This is a genomic window from Streptomyces sp. Root431, assembly GCF_001426585.1.
Lineage (GTDB): Bacteria > Actinomycetota > Actinomycetes > Streptomycetales > Streptomycetaceae > Streptomyces > Streptomyces stackebrandtii.
Map to the genome: position 1 here is coordinate 545,482 of NZ_LMEI01000007.1, position 16,255 is coordinate 561,736.

Annotated in this window: 10 protein-coding genes; 6 read left to right on the forward strand and 4 right to left on the reverse strand. The window is 73.5% G+C overall.

Translation table 11 applies throughout. From position 1 onward, the window contains the following. Nucleotides 1-194: 194 nt before the first annotated feature. The 4 genes from ASC82_RS09730 to ASC82_RS09745 form a co-directional block, all read right to left on the reverse strand. Nucleotides 195-1,544 carry a phosphotransferase gene (locus tag ASC82_RS09730; protein WP_056644217.1) on the reverse strand — a complete coding sequence of 450 codons (1,350 nt, stop codon included), beginning with the start codon at nt 1,542-1,544 and terminating at the stop codon, nt 195-197. Nucleotides 1,545-1,777: 233 nt separating this feature from the next. Beyond that, a complete protein-coding gene (gene treS / locus ASC82_RS09735) occupies nt 1,778-3,472 on the reverse strand; it encodes a maltose alpha-D-glucosyltransferase (protein ID WP_056644219.1) in 1,695 nt (564 codons plus the stop codon). Continuing rightward, the gene (locus tag ASC82_RS09740; protein WP_242427622.1) at nt 3,469-5,454 is read right to left on the reverse strand and encodes an alpha-1,4-glucan--maltose-1-phosphate maltosyltransferase; all 1,986 of its coding nucleotides are present in this window, start codon (nt 5,452-5,454) and stop codon (nt 3,469-3,471) included. The genes treS and ASC82_RS09740 overlap by 4 nt, the downstream gene beginning before the upstream one ends. Nucleotides 5,455-5,905: 451 nt before the next feature. Beyond that, the gene (locus ASC82_RS09745) at nt 5,906-6,847 is read right to left on the reverse strand and encodes an NmrA family NAD(P)-binding protein (protein ID WP_079039174.1); all 942 of its coding nucleotides are present in this window, start codon (nt 6,845-6,847) and stop codon (nt 5,906-5,908) included. Nucleotides 6,848-6,964: 117 nt separating this feature from the next. Between ASC82_RS09745 and ASC82_RS09750 the strand changes: the two genes are divergently transcribed. From ASC82_RS09750 to glgP, 6 genes are all read left to right on the forward strand, one after another. Then, nucleotides 6,965-7,948: an AraC family transcriptional regulator gene (locus ASC82_RS09750; protein ID WP_056644225.1), complete on the forward strand. Its 984-nt coding sequence runs from the start codon at nt 6,965-6,967 to the stop codon at nt 7,946-7,948. 134 nt (nt 7,949-8,082) lie between these two features. After that, the gene (locus tag ASC82_RS09755) at nt 8,083-9,513 is read left to right on the forward strand and encodes a 4-hydroxyphenylacetate 3-hydroxylase N-terminal domain-containing protein (RefSeq protein ID WP_056644227.1); all 1,431 of its coding nucleotides are present in this window, start codon (nt 8,083-8,085) and stop codon (nt 9,511-9,513) included. Further along, a complete protein-coding gene (locus ASC82_RS09760; protein ID WP_056644229.1) occupies nt 9,510-10,946 on the forward strand; it encodes an MFS transporter in 1,437 nt (478 codons plus the stop codon). The genes ASC82_RS09755 and ASC82_RS09760 overlap by 4 nt, the downstream gene beginning before the upstream one ends. A gap of 104 nt (nt 10,947-11,050) precedes the next feature. Next, complete coding sequence (locus ASC82_RS09765) at nt 11,051-12,157, forward strand: monodechloroaminopyrrolnitrin synthase PrnB family protein (RefSeq protein ID WP_056644230.1); 1,107 nt, start codon at nt 11,051-11,053, stop codon at nt 12,155-12,157. A 21-nt stretch (nt 12,158-12,178) separates the two neighbouring features. Beyond that, nucleotides 12,179-13,558 (forward strand): FAD-dependent monooxygenase, encoded by a 1,380-nt coding sequence (locus tag ASC82_RS09770; protein WP_056644231.1) that lies wholly within the window; start codon nt 12,179-12,181, stop codon nt 13,556-13,558. Between the two features lie 139 nt (nt 13,559-13,697). After that, nucleotides 13,698-16,253 carry an alpha-glucan family phosphorylase gene (glgP, locus tag ASC82_RS09775; protein WP_056644232.1) on the forward strand — a complete coding sequence of 852 codons (2,556 nt, stop codon included), beginning with the start codon at nt 13,698-13,700 and terminating at the stop codon, nt 16,251-16,253. The last annotated feature ends 2 nt before the right edge of the window (nt 16,254-16,255 follow it).

Sequence of the window (16,255 nt, forward strand, 5' to 3'; positions counted from 1 at the left end):
GAGAGCGACGCGGGCCCGCGGGACGACTGGGCCGAACGGGTCCCTGCCCGGCACAGCCGCCCCACTGCCGTGTGGGCAGGCGTCCCGCTGGGCGGGACGGGTCCTTGGCTGTCCGGGGCCGGCCCCACCCCGTTGTGGGCAGTCGTCCCGCCCTGCGGAACGACTGCCCACACGGGCGCGGCGCGGGCCGGATCTCACGTCGACGCCGCCAGGCGTTCGATCGCGGACATCGGGACCGGGAGCCAGTCCGGGCGGTGGCGGGCCTCGTAGACGACCTCGTAGACCGCCTTGTCGGTCTCGTAGGCGCGCAGGAGCGCCGGGTCGGCGCGGGGGTCGGCGCCCGCCGCCTCGGCGTAGCCCGTGCAGTACGCGGCCCGGCAGCGCGCCGCCCAGTCCGCGTTCCACGGGCGGTGGGTGCGGGCCGCGTAATCGAAGGAGCGGAGCATTCCCGCGACGTCGCGGACCGTGGGCTGGGGGCTGCGCCGCTCGTCCAGCGGCTTCGCCGGTTCGCCCTCGAAGTCGATGACGGCCCAGCCGCCGTCGGAGCCCCGCAGGGTCTGCCCCAGGTGCAGGTCGCCGTGGATGCGCTGGAGCGCTCCCGCGCCGGGCGCCTCGCCGGCCGCCGCGAAGACGGCCCGCAGCCCCGGTACGTACGGCAGGAGCGCCGGCACCGCCTGCGCCGCCGCGTGCAGCCGCCGGTCCATGGCGGCGGCGAGGTGCTCGGTCTCGGACCGCCGCAGCCGCCGGGTGGGCAGTGCGTCGGCGAGCGCGAGGTGGACCTCGGCCGTGGCCCGGCCGAGGGCCCGCGCCTCGGTGACGAACTCCCGTCCGTCGGCCAGCGCGTCGAGCGCGAGCCGCCAGCCGTCCCGGGAGTCCCGGAGGTAGGGCTGGAGGACGCCGAGGGTCGAGGCCCCGGACTCGAACCAGGCGACCGGGGCGGGTACGCGTGCGCAGCCGGCCCGGCTCAGGGCGAGGGGCAGTTCGAGGTCGGGGTTGGCGCCGGGGCTGACCCGTCGGAAGATCTTCAGGATGTAGGAATCGCCGTACACGAGGGACGAGTTGGACTGTTCCGCGTCGAGTACGCGGGGGGCCAGGGCCGGCGGCAGGGCCGTCGTGGCGTGGAAGCGCAGGGGGCCGGTCCGGCCCGGGCTGCGCAGCCGCTCGTAGAGGAGTCCCGCGAGCCGCGGGTCGCGCAGCCCTTCGTAGACCGCGCGTCCGGCGAGCGGGCCCTGCCGGATCCGCCCGATCAGGGCGGGGGCGAGGCGGGGTGGGAGCTGGGTCCGTACGCCCAGGAGCAGTTGGTAGCAGTCGGCGGGCGTTCCGGCCGGGCGGCCGGGCTGTTCCACCCGTACGAGCAGATGGAGGAGTCCGGGTCCCGCGCCGTCCAGGGGCAGCAGCTCGGTGGCCGCGTCCAGCGTGAATCCGATGACCCGGCGGCCCTTGCCCGCGAACCAGCGCTGCCTGGGCAGCCATTCGTGGAGAAGGGGGGCGAGGGACGGAAGGAGGGCGTCCGGGGCCCGGGTGGTGGATGCGGTCTCCGGCATGGCATCGCGTCCTTTCCCCGGGGCGCGCAGTTGGGCGTCGTATGCGTTCAAATGCGCAGAGTGTCCCGGATGGCGGCTTGGACTGTCCGGAAGTGCGGGACGTGTCGGAAGGGGAAGATCCGTATGGGCCCGGCAAGAAGGCCCGTATGGACCTGAATCGTGTGTGGGACACAGTGCCCAGAGGGGGACGGGGGAAACCGTCCCACCCCGGACGAATCCGAACTGACCGTCGGTCAGCCCTTCTTGAGACGGAACCAGTAGAAGCCGTGTCCCGCAAGGGTCAGGAGGTAGGGCAACTCGCCGATGGCCGGGAACGTCACCCCGCCGATCAGCTCCACCGGCTGGGTGCCGGCGAAGCGGCGGAGGTCGAGCTCGGTCGGCTGCGCGAACCGCGAGAAGTTGTTCACGCAGAGGACCAGATCGTCACCGTCCTCCCTCAGGAAGGCGAGCACCGCCGGGTTGGACGCCGGGAGTTCCGTGTACGTGCCCGTGCCGAAGGCCCGGTTCTGCTTACGGATCTCGATCATCCGCTTCGTCCAGTGGAGCAGCGAGGACGGCGAGGCCATGCCCGCCTCCACGTTGGTCACCTGGTAGCCGTGGACCGGGTCCATGATGGCCGGCAGGTAGAGCCGCCCCGGGTCGCAGGAGGAGAAGCCGGCGTTCCGGTCGGGCGTCCACTGCATCGGGGTGCGGACCCCGTCGCGGTCGCCCAGCCAGATGTTGTCGCCCATGCCGATCTCGTCGCCGTAGTACAGCACCGGCGAACCGGGCAGCGAGAAGAGCAGCGCCGTGAAGAGCTCCATCTGCTTGCGGTCGTTGTCGAGGAGCGGGGCCAGACGGCGCCGGATGCCGATGTTGGCCCGCATCCGCGGGTCCTTGGCGTACTCGGCGTACATGTAGTCGCGCTCGTCGTCGGTGACCATTTCGAGGGTGAGCTCGTCGTGGTTGCGCAGGAAGATGCCCCACTGACAGCCGGAGGGGATCTCCGGGGTCTTCGCCAGGATCTCGGAGACCGGGTAGCGCGACTCGCGCCGCACGGCCATGAAGATCCGCGGCATGACCGGGAAGTGGAAGGCCATGTGGCACTCGTCGCCGCCCGAGCGGAAGTCGCCGAAGTAGTCGACGACGTCCTCCGGCCACTGGTTCGCCTCGGCGAGCAGCACCGTGTCCGGGTAGTGGTCGTCGATCTCCTTGCGGACCCGCTTGAGGAAGGAGTGGGTCCGGGGGAGGTTCTCGCAGTTGGTGCCCTCCTGCTGGTACAGGTACGGCACCGCGTCGAGCCGGAACCCGTCGATCCCGAGGTCCAGCCAGAACTTCAGCGCGGAGAGGATCTCCTCCTGCACCGCCGGGTTCTCGTAGTTGAGGTCCGGCTGGTGCGAGAAGAACCGGTGCCAGTAGTACTGCTTGCGGACCGGGTCGAAGGTCCAGTTCGAGGACTCGGTGTCGACGAAGATGATCCGGGCGTCGGCGTACTGCTTGTCGTCGTCGGCCCAGACGTAGTAGTCGCCGTACGGCCCCTCGGGGTCGCGCCGCGACTCCTGGAACCAGTCGTGCTGGTCGCTCGTGTGGTTCATGACGAAGTCGATGACCACGCGCATCCCGCGCTGGTGGGCCGCGTCGACGAACTCGACGAAGTCGGCCAGGTCGCCGAACTCCGGGAGCACCGAGGTGTAGTCGGCGACGTCGTACCCTCCGTCCCGCAGCGGGGACTTGAAGAACGGCGGCAGCCAGAGGCAGTCCACGCCCAGCCACTGGAGGTAGTCCAGCTTGGACGTGATGCCCTTCAGGTCGCCGACGCCGTCGCCGTTGCTGTCCTGGAAGGAGCGGACGAGGACCTCGTAGAACACGGCCCGCTTGAACCAGTCGGGATCGCGGTCCTTGGCGGGGGTGTCCTCGAAGGTGTCGGGGACGGGCTCGTTGACAGTCATGATGTGGGTGACCCTCCGGTCTGCGGGGACGGTCGCAGGACGAGGACGTGCGCGGGTGTGACACCCGGCTCTAGGCGCACGTAGCTGGCCCTGCCCCAGTGATAGGTCTCGCCGGTGAGCTCGTCGCGCACCGGCACGGTCTCGTGCCAGTCGAGGCCGAGTTCCGGCATGTCCAACGAGACCGTCGCCTCCTGGGTGTGGTGCGGGTCGAGGTTGACGACCATCAGAACGGTGTTCGAACCCGATCGCTTGCTGTACGCGATCACCTGCGGGTTGTCGGTCTCGTGGAAGGTGATGTTCCGCAGCCTGCGGAGCGCCGGGTGACGCCGCCTGATCCGGTTCAGGGCGGTGATCAGCGGGGTGATCGTCCTCCCCGCCCGCTCCGCCGACTCCCAGTCCCTGGGCCTGAGTTCGTACTTCTCCGAGTCCAGGTACTCCTCACTGCCGTCCCGCAGCGGGGTGTTCTCGCACAGCTCGTACCCCGCGTACATGCCCCAGGACGGGGAGAGCGTCGCCGCGAGCACCGCCCGCGCCTCGAACGCGGGCCGGCCGCCCTCCTGGAGGTAGGCGTGCAGGATGTCGGGGGTGTTCACGAAGAAGTTCGGCCGCATCTGCGCGGCCGTCTCCCCGGACAGATCGGTGAGGTACTCCGTCAGCTCCTCCTTGGTGTTGCGCCAGGTGAAGTACGTGTACGACTGCTGGAAACCGATCGCGCCGAGGGTCCGCATCATCGCGGGCCGCGTGAACGCCTCCGCCAGGAAGATCACGTCCGGGTCGGCGCCGTTGATCTCGCCGATCACCCGCTCCCAGAACACCACCGGCTTGGTGTGCGGATTGTCGACGCGGAAGATCCGGACGCCGTGGTCCATCCAGTGCCGGAGCACCCGCACGGTCTCCGCGACGATCCCGTCCATGTCGGTGTCGAACGCGATCGGATAGATGTCCTGGTACTTCTTCGGCGGGTTCTCCGCGTACGCGATCGAACCGTCCGGCCGGTGGTGGAACCATTCCGGGTGCTTCTCCACCCACGGGTGGTCCGGGGAGCACTGGAGCGCGAAGTCCAGGGCGATCTCCAGACGCAGCTCCCGGGCGCGCGCCACGAACGCGTCGAAGTCCTCGAAGGTGCCGAGGTCCGGGTGGAGCGCGTCGTGCCCGCCCTCCGGGGAGCCGATCGCCCACGGCACGCCCACGTCGTTCGGGGACGCCGAGAGGGAGTTGTTCGGGCCCTTGCGGTGGGTCTCGCCGATCGGGTGGACCGGCGGCAGGTACACCACGTCGAAGCCCATCGCCGCGACCGCCGGGAGGCGTTCGGCCGCGGTGCGGAAGTTCCCCGGGACCGTACGGCCCTTGACCTTCCGCACGCCCTCCGAGCGCGGGAAGAACTCGTACCAGGAGCCGAACAGGGCGCGCTCCCGCTCCACCTGGAGCGGCAACGCGGGGGAGGAGGAGAGGAGTTCGCGCAGCGGGTACCGGTCGAGGGAGTCGACCACCCGCGGGGCGAGCGCCGCCGCGAGCCGGACGGCGGCCGGACGGGATACGTCGCGCAGCGCGTCCGCCGCCGCGAGCACGGCCTCACGGCCGCCGCCCTTCTTCGGGACGCCCTTCGCCGCCCGTTCGTGCAGCTCGGCCCCCTCGGCGAGGACCAGTTCGGAGTCGATCCCGGCCGGGATCTTGATCTTCGCCGTGTGGCGCCAGGTGGCCACCGGGTCGCTCCACGCCTCGACGGTGTACGTCCAGGAGCCCTCGGCGTCCGGGGTGACCTCGGCACCCCACCGGTCGGTACCGGGGGCCAGTTCACGCATCGGGGTCCACGGGCCGGGGCGGCCGGACGGGCCGCGCAGCACGACATTGGCGGCGACCGCGTCGTGGCCCTCGCGGAAGACGGTCGCCGTCACCTCGAAGGTCTCTCCGGCCACCGCTTTCGCGGGGCGCCGGCCACAGTCGACCAGCGGGCGTACGTCCAGTACGGGAATGCGTCCCATGAGCGGATTCACAGCATCACCTGACGGGTTACGGGGGTGCGGGTGGTGGTGCGCTCTTTCTAGCTCCGTCGACGGCCGGCGGGTTGCGGGCATGGCCGCTCCTGTCCGCGTTCACTCGGATGGCGGGTCCACAGGGAGTACGGGTTCGCGGGGTCCGGGGGGTGTGTACCGGAGGAGCCTTCCCCCGGTTGTCGGGTGGGCAATCCGGCGCTTTGTTAACTACTAGGGCGTAGCCCCACCGGCAAGCGCCCGGACCCCCTTTTCACGGCTCGGTTCACCTCCGGGGCGCTGGAGCCGGGCTCACAGGGGCGGCCGTGCTCGAATCGCTCGTTCCTCACGATCCTCCGCGCGCCCGCCCCTGTTCCCCCGGCGCGCCCCTTCGGCTCACTCGCCGGGCTCACGCGAACCGGCCCCGTCCGGGAGAGGGACGGGGCCGGTTCCTGTGCGGCCGTCAGCGGCGCGGGGAGGCGTCCGGCTCCTCCGCGTCCGTGGACCAGACCTGCCACGGCTGGCGCGACACCCACTCCTCCACGGGGGCCGGTTCGAGCGCGAGGACCTCCGCCGACACCCCGTCGTCGCCCGCCATGAGCAGCGGGTCCGCGCCGCTCGCCATGTAGTGGTAGATCCCGGCCACCCCGGCCGCGGCCGCCGGGCCGAGGAGCCCGGCGAGTCCGTGCTCGAAGTCGACCGGATCCAGCTCCTGGTACCGCACCGCCCGGCCGAGGCCCCGGCCGAACGCCGCCGCCAGCTCTCCGCCCGTCAGTGCCACCGCACCGCCGATGTCGAAGGTCCGCCCCTCCAGGCCCTCCCGGGTCAGCGCCGCCAGCGCCGCCTCCGCCAGGCCCCGGTGCGACAGCCACGCCGTCCGCGCCGACTCCGGCAGCGGATAGCCGAGGACGCCGTCGTCGACGAGCGCGGGACCGTTCCACGGCGAGAAGAGGTTGTCGAGGTAGACCGGCGGCCGGATCACCACGAGCGGCACCCCGCTGTCCCGCAGCACCCGCTCCGCGAGGCGCCGCGTCTCGAAGGCGGCGAACTCCGTCGGACCGTGCGGGATACGGGTGTTGGCGTTGAAGGCCAGCCGGATCGTGCCCGCGGCGAGGGCCGCGTCCGCGATGTTCCGCGCGTACGCCTCCACCCGCTCCGGCTCGTACACGAGCGGCATCGTGACGAACGCGTGCGTCGTGCCCTCGAAGAGCCGCCGCACGTCACCCGGCCGCCCCAGGTCACCGGCGAGGAAGAAGGCGCCGGGAAGCGGCGGCCGGTCGGCCTCCGGGCGCCGCGTCAGGGCACGGACCCGGTGGTGCCGCTCGGCCAGCAGACGGGCCACCGCACCGCCCTGGAAACCGGTCGCGCCCACGACCGCCACCCGCATCGGAATCTCACTGGACATGTCTTTCTTAGGCCCTTCGATAGGCTGTCGCTGCTGTCGTGTCGGCTGCCTCAAGGCTCGCCGCGGCGGCTTCGGCCGTTCAATTAACAAACCGGGGCGGAAGTTGAAGGATCGTCCATGGATACCGTGGGAACCGACCGTCACGACCAGCACGAGCGCGGTGCCGAGCACGAGGACCTGCTGAGCGAACTCCTGAAACCCCTCCGGCTCACCGGAGTCTTCGACAGCCGCTGGCACGTCCGCGCCCCCTGGGCCATCGAGGGCGACGCCGAACGCAGCTGCGCCGTCCTCCACTACGTCGTCGAGGGCGACTGCTGGATCACCACCGACGGGGAGGCCTCCGTCGAACTGCACGCCGGAGACCTCGTCGTCTTCCCCACCGGCACCGCGCACCGCCTCGCCGACCGGCCCGAACGCCAGGGCGTCCCCCTCAAGGCCGTCCTGCCCGAACGGCAGCCCGGCACCTCCGGCGAGATCGTCATCGAGGGCACGGGACCCGAGGCCCGGCTGCTCTGCGCCGGACTCCACTACGACGCCAGCGCCGCCACCGGCCTCTACACCTCGCTGCCCTGGGCCCTCGTCCTCGACGGCGCCCAGGTCGACCGCGAGCCGCTGCTCCGCGACACCCTCCGGCTGCTCGCCGCACCCGACCGGCCCGTCGGCCCCGGCGACCGGCTCATCACCCTGCGCGCCTTCGAGATGGCCCTCGTCCTCGCGCTCCGCCCCCTCCTCCGCGAACTCGCCGGGAACCCCGCCTCGCTGCCGCTGCTGCGGCACCCCGGCATCAGCCGGGCGGTGGTCATGATGGCGACCCGCTTCGCCGAGCCCTGGACGATCGACTCCCTCGCCCGGGAGGTCGGCATGTCCCGCTCCGCGTTCACCGCCGCCTTCCGCGAGCTCGTCGGCGAGTCCCCGGCCCGCTACCTCGCCGCCCGCCGCATGCAGGAGGCCGTACGCCTCCTCTCCGAGACGTCGCTCCCGCAGTCGGCCCTGCCCGCCCGCATCGGCTACCAGAGCGCCGTCGGCTTCCACCTCGCCTTCCGCAAGTGGTTCGGCGTGACGCCGGGCGAGTACCGCGCGGGGGTCGCCAGGGCCGCCTGACGGGTGTCCAGGCGGCGCGCCGGAGGCTGGACGGTTCTTAAGGACCTCTGGACGGACGTTCATTGCCCGGACGCCCCCCGCCGGAAAGGCTCGGGACGGCAGAGCCGTGACACCCGAGGAGAGGCGAGCGACCGGTGACGAGGTCCGGGCAGGAGTATCTGGAGGCGCTGCGGGACGGGCGCGAGGTCTGGCTCGACGGGGAGCGCGTCAAGGACGTCACCGCGCACCCCGCCTTCCGGGCCACGGCGGCCTCCTTCGCCGGTCTGTACGACCTCGCCGACGACCCCGTGCACCACCCCGTCCTGGTCCAGGGCGGGGTGCGGCGCGCCTATGCCGTGCCCCGGTCGTACGAGGACCTGGTGGCCCGGCGCCGGGCCTTCCGGACGACGGCGGAGGCGAGTTACGGCTTCCTCGGCCGCACCCCCGACTACATGGCCGCCGGCGCGGCCGGGTTCGCCGCCGCGCCCGCCGTCTTCACCGGGGAGGCCTTCGACGGCGCCGAACACGCCCTCGGCTTCCACCGCCGGCTCGCCGAGGGCGACCTGCACGCCGCCTTCACCCTCACCAACCCGGCCTCGGGCCCCGGCGAGGACGACCTCACGCTCCGGATCGTCGCCGAGCGGGACGGCGGGATCGTCGTCCGCGGCGCCAAGACCATCGGCACCGGGGCCGTCTTCGCCGACGAGATCCTCGTCGGCACCATCGAACCCCTGGCCGAGGACGACCTCGACCACGCCGTCACGTTCTCCTTACGGCTCGACACCCCCGGCCTCAGACTGATCTCCCGCACCTCCTACGAGGGGCGCTCCCGGTCCGTCTTCGACCACCCGCTCTCCTCCCGTTACGACGAGAACGACGCGATGCTCGTCTGCGAGGACGTGTTCGTGCCCTGGGAGCGGGTCCTCACCTACCGGGACCCGGCCGCCACCGGCGCCATCTGGTGGCGGACCCCCGCCTACGTGAACTTCGTCCACCAGTCCGCCACCCGCTTCTGGACGAAGCTGGAGTTCCTCACCGGCCTCGCGATCCTCGTCGCCCGCTCCCACGGCACCGAGCAGCTGCCGCCCGTCACCCAGGCCCTCGGCCGGCTCCTCGGCATGGTCGCCCAGGCCAAGGCCTTCGTCCTCGCCGCCGAGGCCTCCTTCGAGGAGGTCGACGAGGGCCGCGGCGGGGTCAGGCCGGGCCAGGAGATCTCCTTCGCCCAGCGGATCATGGCCGGCGAGCTCTACCCGCGGGCCGTCCAGGACATCAAGCTCCTCGCGGGCGGCGCCCTCGTCCAGCTCCCCGCGAGCGGCCGGGACCTCCTCCACCCCGAACTCGGCCCGCTCGTCCGGCAGTACTTCCGCGCCCCCGGCCACCCCGCCGAGGACCGGCTCAAACTCCTCAAGCTGGCCTGGGACGCGCTCGGTTCCGAGTTCGCCGGCCGCCACGAGCAGTACGAGCGCTTCTACCACGGAGCCCCGCACGTCTACCTGACCATGCAGACCTGGGCCGGCTCCGCCGGGGAGTGCGAGCGGCTCSCCCGGACCTGCCTCGACGGCTACGGCCTGGGGACGACCCGGTGACGACCCCCCGAACGCGCGGGCCGCGGCGCGGGGCGCTCGCGCTGCTCGCCTCCACCCAGCTGCTCCTGATCATGGACACCGCGATCGTCAACGTCGCCCTGCCCTCCGTCGGCGCGGACCTCGGCTCCGGCTCCGCGGGCCTCTCCTGGGTCGCCAACGCCTACCTGATCACCTTCGGCGGGCTGCTCCTCCTCGGCGGACGCGTCGCCGACCTCCTCGGCCACCGGCGGGTGTTCCTCGCCGGGCTCGCGCTCCTCGCCACCGCCTCCGCCGCCGGCGGGCTCGCCCCCGGCGCCGCCGCGCTCGTCGCCGCCCGCGCTGCCCAGGGCGTCGGCGCGGCCCTCGCCGCGGCCGCCGCCTTCGCCCTGCTGCTCCTGCTCTTCCCCGACGGACCCGCCCGGCACAGGGCGCTCGGCGCCTTCGCCGCGATGGGCGGACTCGGCGGCGTCCTCGGCACGGTCCTCGGCGGCGCCCTGACCGACCTCCTCGGCTGGCGCTCCACCTTCTGGCTGAACGTCCTCCTCGCGGCCGCCCTCGCGGCCCTCGCACTCCGCCTCCTCGACGACCGCGCCGGCCGCTTCCGGACCGGCGGCTTCGATCTCGCCGGGGCGCTCACCGCGACCGCCGGACTCGGGCTCGTCGCCTACGCCCTCGTCGGCGCGGCCGAGTCCGGCTGGACCTCCGCCCGTACCCTCGGCGCCGGGGGAGCCGGACTCGCGCTGCTCCTCGCCTTCGCCGCCGTCGAGACCCGCGCCGCCGCGCCCCTCGTCCCGCCCGCCGTCCTCGGGCGTCCCGCGCTCCGTCTCGCCAACGTCCTCGCCGCGCTCGCCCAGACCACCCTGTTCCCGATGTTCTTCCTGGTCAGCCTCTACCTCCAGAGCGTCATCGGGTACGCGCCCCTGGGCGGCGGCCTCGGCCTGCTGCCCCTCTCGCTCGTCGTCGTCGCGGTCGCCCCGCAGACCGGCCGGATCCTCTTCCGCATCGGCCTGCCCCGGACCATGACCCTCGGCTTCGCCCTCCTCTGCGCCGGCACCCTCTGGCTGGCCCTCGCGCTCACCGCCGACGGCACCTTCGCGACCACCGTCCTCGCGCCCAGCCTGCTCATCGGCGCCGCCCTGCCGCTCGTCATGGTCACCACCAACGTCGCCGCCACGGCCGAGGCCGCGCCCGAGGAGACCGGGCTCGCCTCCGGACTCGTCAACACCAGCCAGCAGTTCGGCTCCGTCCTCGGCCTCGCCGTCCTGGTGGCCGTCGCCACCTCCCGTACCGAGGCCACGGACGCCGCCCGCGCCGTCGCCGAGACGGCCGGCTTCCGCGCCGCGCTGCTCACCGGCGCCGCCTTCGCCGCCGTCGCCGCCCTGCTCTCCGTACGCCTCCACCTCCCGGAGCCGGCCCCGTCCCCCGAGGGCGCCGCGGTACCGGAGCACCGATGACCCGCACCACCCCCCGCACGATGCCCATGACCACCCGGCGAGTGAGCCGAAGGGCCGCACCAGCGCCCCGGAGGCGAACGAGCCCCGAAGAAGAGGAGAGTCCCGTGCTCGGCGATCCGCGCCATCGCACCGAGGACATACGTGCCGCCGACCCGCTGGGCGCCGACGCCCTGCTCGCCGCGGTGCCCGCGATGAACGCCCGGGCCGACACCGCCGCCCTGACCGTCGCCCTGCGCGCCCTGGTCCCCGACCAGGACCGGGCCGCGCTGTGGAGCGTCGGGGCCGCGCTCGCGGCGATGCGGGACCTCGGCATCCTGCTCGGCTCGCTGAAACGCCACGGCGTGCAGCCCCTCGACGCCGTCCCCGAGGCGCTGCCCGTGCTCGAACTCCTCGGCCGCCGGACGGACATGGTGCCCCGGGACACGGTCCACCACTACACGACCTGGAACCCGCCCGGGCCGCGCCGCCGCTCGTACACCGGCCATCCGACCGAGGCCCGCCTCCAGGAAGCCGTCCGCATGGTCTTCCCCGGCCTCGTCGCGGCGCTCGACGACTGCTCCCGGGTCGCCCGGCTCGAACCGTACGACCCCTGCTTCGCCGCCGCCCTGGACCGGATCGCCCGCCACGTACGGGCCATGGTCGACTCGATCGACCTCACGGTCGCCGAGGTCTCGCCCGAGTACTTCGCGGTGACCCTGCGGCCGTACTTCGAGGAGGTCGAGGTCGCGGGCCGCGACTACCTGGGACCGGCCGCCGCGCAGGTCCCGCTGTGGCTGGTCGACCTGACGCTGTGGCAGTGCGACCGCTCCGACGCCGCCTACGACGCCTTCCTCGCCGAGTCCCTGCCCTACGCCCTGCCGGCCTGGCGGGAGTTCCACGCCCGGCACCGGGGCGGGGTGTCGGCCGTGAGCAAACTGTCGGCGGCCGTGAGCTGGGAGGAGGTCGACCGGCTGCCGCCCGAGCTCGTGGACTCGGCGGCCGCGCTCGGCCGGGTGCTACGGATCCTCAAGACCTTCCGGGCCCGGCACATCGGCGTCGCCCGCAAGGCGTACAGCGACGACCTGCGCCTGTACGAGGAGGGCAGCGGCGGCGCCCCGGTCGCGCTGCTGCGCTCCATCCTGGACCTGACCAGGGAGAACGAGACCATGGTGCGCCGCGCGACCGTGCGGCGCCGTCCCGCGGGGGCCCCGGTCGGGCCCGCCGCCGCGTAGCCCGGCGCGAAGGAGCAGTCGATGTCCCTCCATGCTTCCTCCCTGTACGGGCGGAGCCCGCACATCGTGATCGCCGGCGGCGGCATCGCCGGGCTCACCACCGCCCTCTCCCTGCACGCCGCCGGATTCGAACGGATCACGGTCGTCGAGGCGGCGGCCGCGATCCGCCCGGTGGGCGCCGGGCTCAACCTGATGCCGAACGCGGTACGCGAACTCGACGCCCTCGGCCTGCTCGACGCGCTGGAGGCCGGCGCCCTGCCCACCCGCGAGCTGCGCTACTACCACCGCTCGGGCGGTCTGATATCCCGCGAGCCGCGCGGTCTCGGCGCCGGCTACCGCTGGCCGCAGCTCTCGGTGCACCGCGCCCACCTCCAGCAGGTCCTCGCGGGGGCGGTCCGGGCCCGGCTCGGCGCGGCGGCCCTGGTGACCGGGGTCCGGGTGACCGGGGTGGAGCCGCTGCCGGACGGCCGGCCGCGGCTGCGCCTGGAGCACCGGTCGGGGGCCGTACGGGGCCGGGCCTCGCTCGAACCGGACGTGCTGGTGGGCGCGGACGGCATCCGGTCGGCGGTCCGGGCGGCGCTGCACCCGGGCGAGGGCGGGCCGCCGTGGAACGGGATGCTGGTGTGGCGGGGGGTGTCCCGGATGCCGGCCCGGGCGGTGGGCTCGTTCATGCTGATCGCGGGCGACGACCGGCAGAAGGCCGTCGTGTACCCGATGGGCCGGCCGACGGGACCGGGCCGCGAGGTCCTCGTGAACTGGGCACTGGCCCGCCCGGCCGAGCCCGACCGCGGAGAGGGATCCGGATTCGGGTCAGGGTCCGGCTCCGGAGCGGCGTTCGGGTGCGGGGACGAGCGGCTGCGCGGCGACTGGGACCGTTCCGTGCCCGTGGAGACCTTCCTCCGCCACTACGAGGGCTGGGAGTTCGACGGCGTCAGCGTCCCCGACGTCCTGCGTGCCGCCGACTCCGCCCACGAGTACCCGATGGTCGACCGCGAGCCCCTCGACCGCTGGACCCACGGCCGGACGACCCTCGTCGGCGACGCCGCCCACGCCATGTACCCGACCGGCTCCAACGGAGCCACCCAGGCCGTCGTCGACGCCCGCGCCCTCGCCCACGCGCTGGCCCGGCACGACGACCCGGCCGAAGGCCTCGCCGCGTACGAGTCCGCACGCCGTCCCGCCATGACCGCGCTCCAGCGCGCCAACCGGCGGCTCGGCCCCGAGGTCGTCATCAACCTGGCCCACGAGCGCGCCCCGCACGGCTTCACCGACATCCACGACGTCCTCCCCGCCGAGGAACTCGCCGCCGTCGCCCGGCGCTACGCCGCCACGGGCGCCTTCGACCCGGACACGGTCAATCAGGGCTCCCCGTACGAGGTGCCGCTCCCCGCCATCGGCTGAAACCCGCCGTGCCGACACGCCATGCGCGCCGACGCGCCGTGGCCCCGCGGGCCGAGGTGACCTAACGTCGGAGCGGAACGACGGACGCACAGCGTGGTGCGTCCACTCCGCTCCGTACTCGCCTGCGAAGGTGGAACACGTGAAGGCAATCCGTCGATTCACCGTGCGTCCCGTCCTCCCCGACACCCTTCGACCCCTCGCCGACCTCGCGCACAACCTGCGCTGGTCCTGGCACGAACCCACCTGCGCGCTCTTCGCGTCCCTCGCCTCCGAGGACGTCGCCGGCGCCGACCCCGTCCGGATCCTCGGCAGCCTCGAAGCCCCCCGGCTCGCCGCGCTCGCCGCCGACCGGGACTTCCTGGCCCGGCTGACCGCCGCCGCCGAGGACCTCGACACCTATCTGCACGCCCCCCGCTGGTACCAGGGGCAGGCGGGCCGGCCGCCCGCCGCCGTCGCCTACTTCTCGCCCGAGTTCGGCGTCGCCGCCGCCCTGCCCCAGTACTCCGGCGGCCTCGGCATCCTCGCCGGCGACCACCTCAAGTCCGCCAGCGACCTCGGCGTCCCGCTGATCGGCGTCGGCCTGCTCTACCGCCACGGCTACTTCCGGCAGTCCCTCGGCCGCGACGGCTGGCAGCAGGAGCAGTACCCCGTCCTCGACCCCGGCGAGCTGCCCGTCGACCTGCTCCGCGAGGCCGACGGCACCCCCGCCCGGATCACCCTCGCCCTGCCCGGCGGACGCAGCCTGCACGCCCACATCTGGATCGCCCAGGTCGGCCGCGTCCCGCTGCTCATGCTCGACTCCGACGTCGAGGAGAACGCCCCCGGCGAACGGAGCGTCACCGACCGGCTGTACGGCGGCGGCAGCGAGCACCGGCTCCTCCAGGAGATGCTCCTCGGCATCGGCGGCGTCCGCGCCGTCCGCACGTACACCCGGCTCACCGGCACCCCCGACCCCGAGGTCTTCCACACCAACGAGGGCCACGCCGGACTCCTCGGCCTCGAACGCATCCGTGAACTCCAGGGCCAGGGCCTCGACTTCGACGCCGCCCTGGAGACCGTCAGGGCCGGGACCGTCTTCACCACCCACACCCCCGTCCCGGCCGGCATCGACCGCTTCGACCGCAGCCTCATCGCCCGCCACCTCGGCGAGGACGGCGCGCTCCCCGGCGTCGACACGGGCCGCGTCCTCGCCCTCGGCGACGAGACCCCGCTCGGCGGCGACCCCGGCGTCTTCAACATGGCCGCCATGGGCCTGCGCCTCGCCCAGCGCGCCAACGGCGTCTCCACCCTCCACGGCGCCGTCAGCCGCGACATGTTCGCCGGGCTCTGGCCGGGCTTCGACGCCGACGAAGTGCCCATCACCTCGATCACCAACGGCGTCCACGCCCCCACCTGGGTCGCCCCCGAGGTCGGCCGGCTCGGCCCCGACGCCACCGACCGCGAACTCTGGGAACTGCGCCGCACCCTGCGCGAACGGCTCGTGACCGATGTACGGGACCGGCTCCGGGCCTCCTGGCGGCAGCGCGGCGCCGCCGCCGCCGAACTCGGCTGGACCGACTCCGTCCTCGACCCCGACGTCCTCACCATCGGCTTCGCCCGCCGCGTCCCCTCGTACAAGCGGCTCACGCTCATGCTGCGCGACAAGGACCGGCTGCGCGCCCTGCTGCTCCACCCCGAGCGGCCCGTGCAGCTCGTCGTCGCGGGCAAGGCGCACCCCGCCGACGACGGCGGGAAGCGGCTCGTGCAGGAGCTGGTCCGCTTCGCCGACGACCCCCGGGTCCGGCACCGGATCGTCTTCCTGCCCGACTACGGCATGGCGATGGCCCGCGGCCTCTACCCCGGCTGCGACGTCTGGCTCAACAACCCCCTCCGCCCCCTGGAGGCCTGCGGCACCAGCGGCATGAAGGCCGCGCTCAACGGCTGCCTCAACCTCTCCGTCCTCGACGGCTGGTGGGACGAGTGGTTCGAGCCCGACTTCGGCTGGGCCATCCCCACCGCCGACGGCGCGGCGGCCGCCGACGAGGAGCGCCGCGACGACCTGGAGGCCGCCGCGCTCTACGAGCTGATCGAGCGCCGCGTCGCCCCCCGCTTCTACGACCGGGGCCCCGACGGCGTACCGGCCGGCTGGACGGCGATGGTCCGGCGCACCCTCGCCGACCTCGGCCCGAAGGTGCTCGCCGACCGGATGGTCCGCGAGTACGTCGAGCGGTTGTACGTCCCCGCCGGCGCCGCCCGCCGGGCGCTCACCCCGGACCGGGCGCGGGAGCTCGCGGCCTGGAAGTCCCGGGTCAGGGAGGCCTGGCCCAAGGTGTCCGTCGACCACGTCGAGGTCGGCGACGGGCTCGCGGACGACCTGGCGGACGCGGAGCTCGGCTCGACCCCGGTCGTCCGGGTCCGGGTCGCCCTGGGCGAGCTGAGCCCCGACGACGTCGAGGTGCAGGCCGTCACCGGCCGGGTCGACGCCGACGACACCCTTGCCGACACCCGTACCGTCCCGCTGAAGCCGGCGGGCCGCCCGGACCTGGAGGGCCGGCAGCCGTACGCCGGCACTCTGGAACTCGACCGCACCGGCTCCTTCGGCTGCACGGTCCGGGTCCTGCCCGCGCACCCGTTCCTCGCCCACCCGGCGGAACCCGGCCTCGTGACGGTGCCGGAGGAGACGGCGGGGGAGGGCGCGGGCGTCCTGCTGCGGTAGAC

Bases quoted from the DNA above. Each gene is read 5' to 3' on its own strand.
- ASC82_RS09745 (WP_079039174.1), bottom strand. From the start codon at position 6,847: ATGTCCAGTGAGATTCCGATGCGGGTGGCGGTCGTGGGCGCGACCGGT.
- ASC82_RS09730 (WP_056644217.1), bottom strand. From the start codon at position 1,544: ATGCCGGAGACCGCATCCACCACCCGGGCCCCGGACGCCCTCCTTCCG.
- treS (WP_056644219.1), bottom strand. From the start codon at position 3,472: ATGACTGTCAACGAGCCCGTCCCCGACACCTTCGAGGACACCCCCGCC.
- ASC82_RS09770 (WP_056644231.1), top strand. From the start codon at position 12,179: ATGTCCCTCCATGCTTCCTCCCTGTACGGGCGGAGCCCGCACATCGTG.
- ASC82_RS09750 (WP_056644225.1), top strand. From the start codon at position 6,965: ATGGATACCGTGGGAACCGACCGTCACGACCAGCACGAGCGCGGTGCC.
- ASC82_RS09740 (WP_242427622.1), bottom strand. From the start codon at position 5,454: ATGGGACGCATTCCCGTACTGGACGTACGCCCGCTGGTCGACTGTGGC.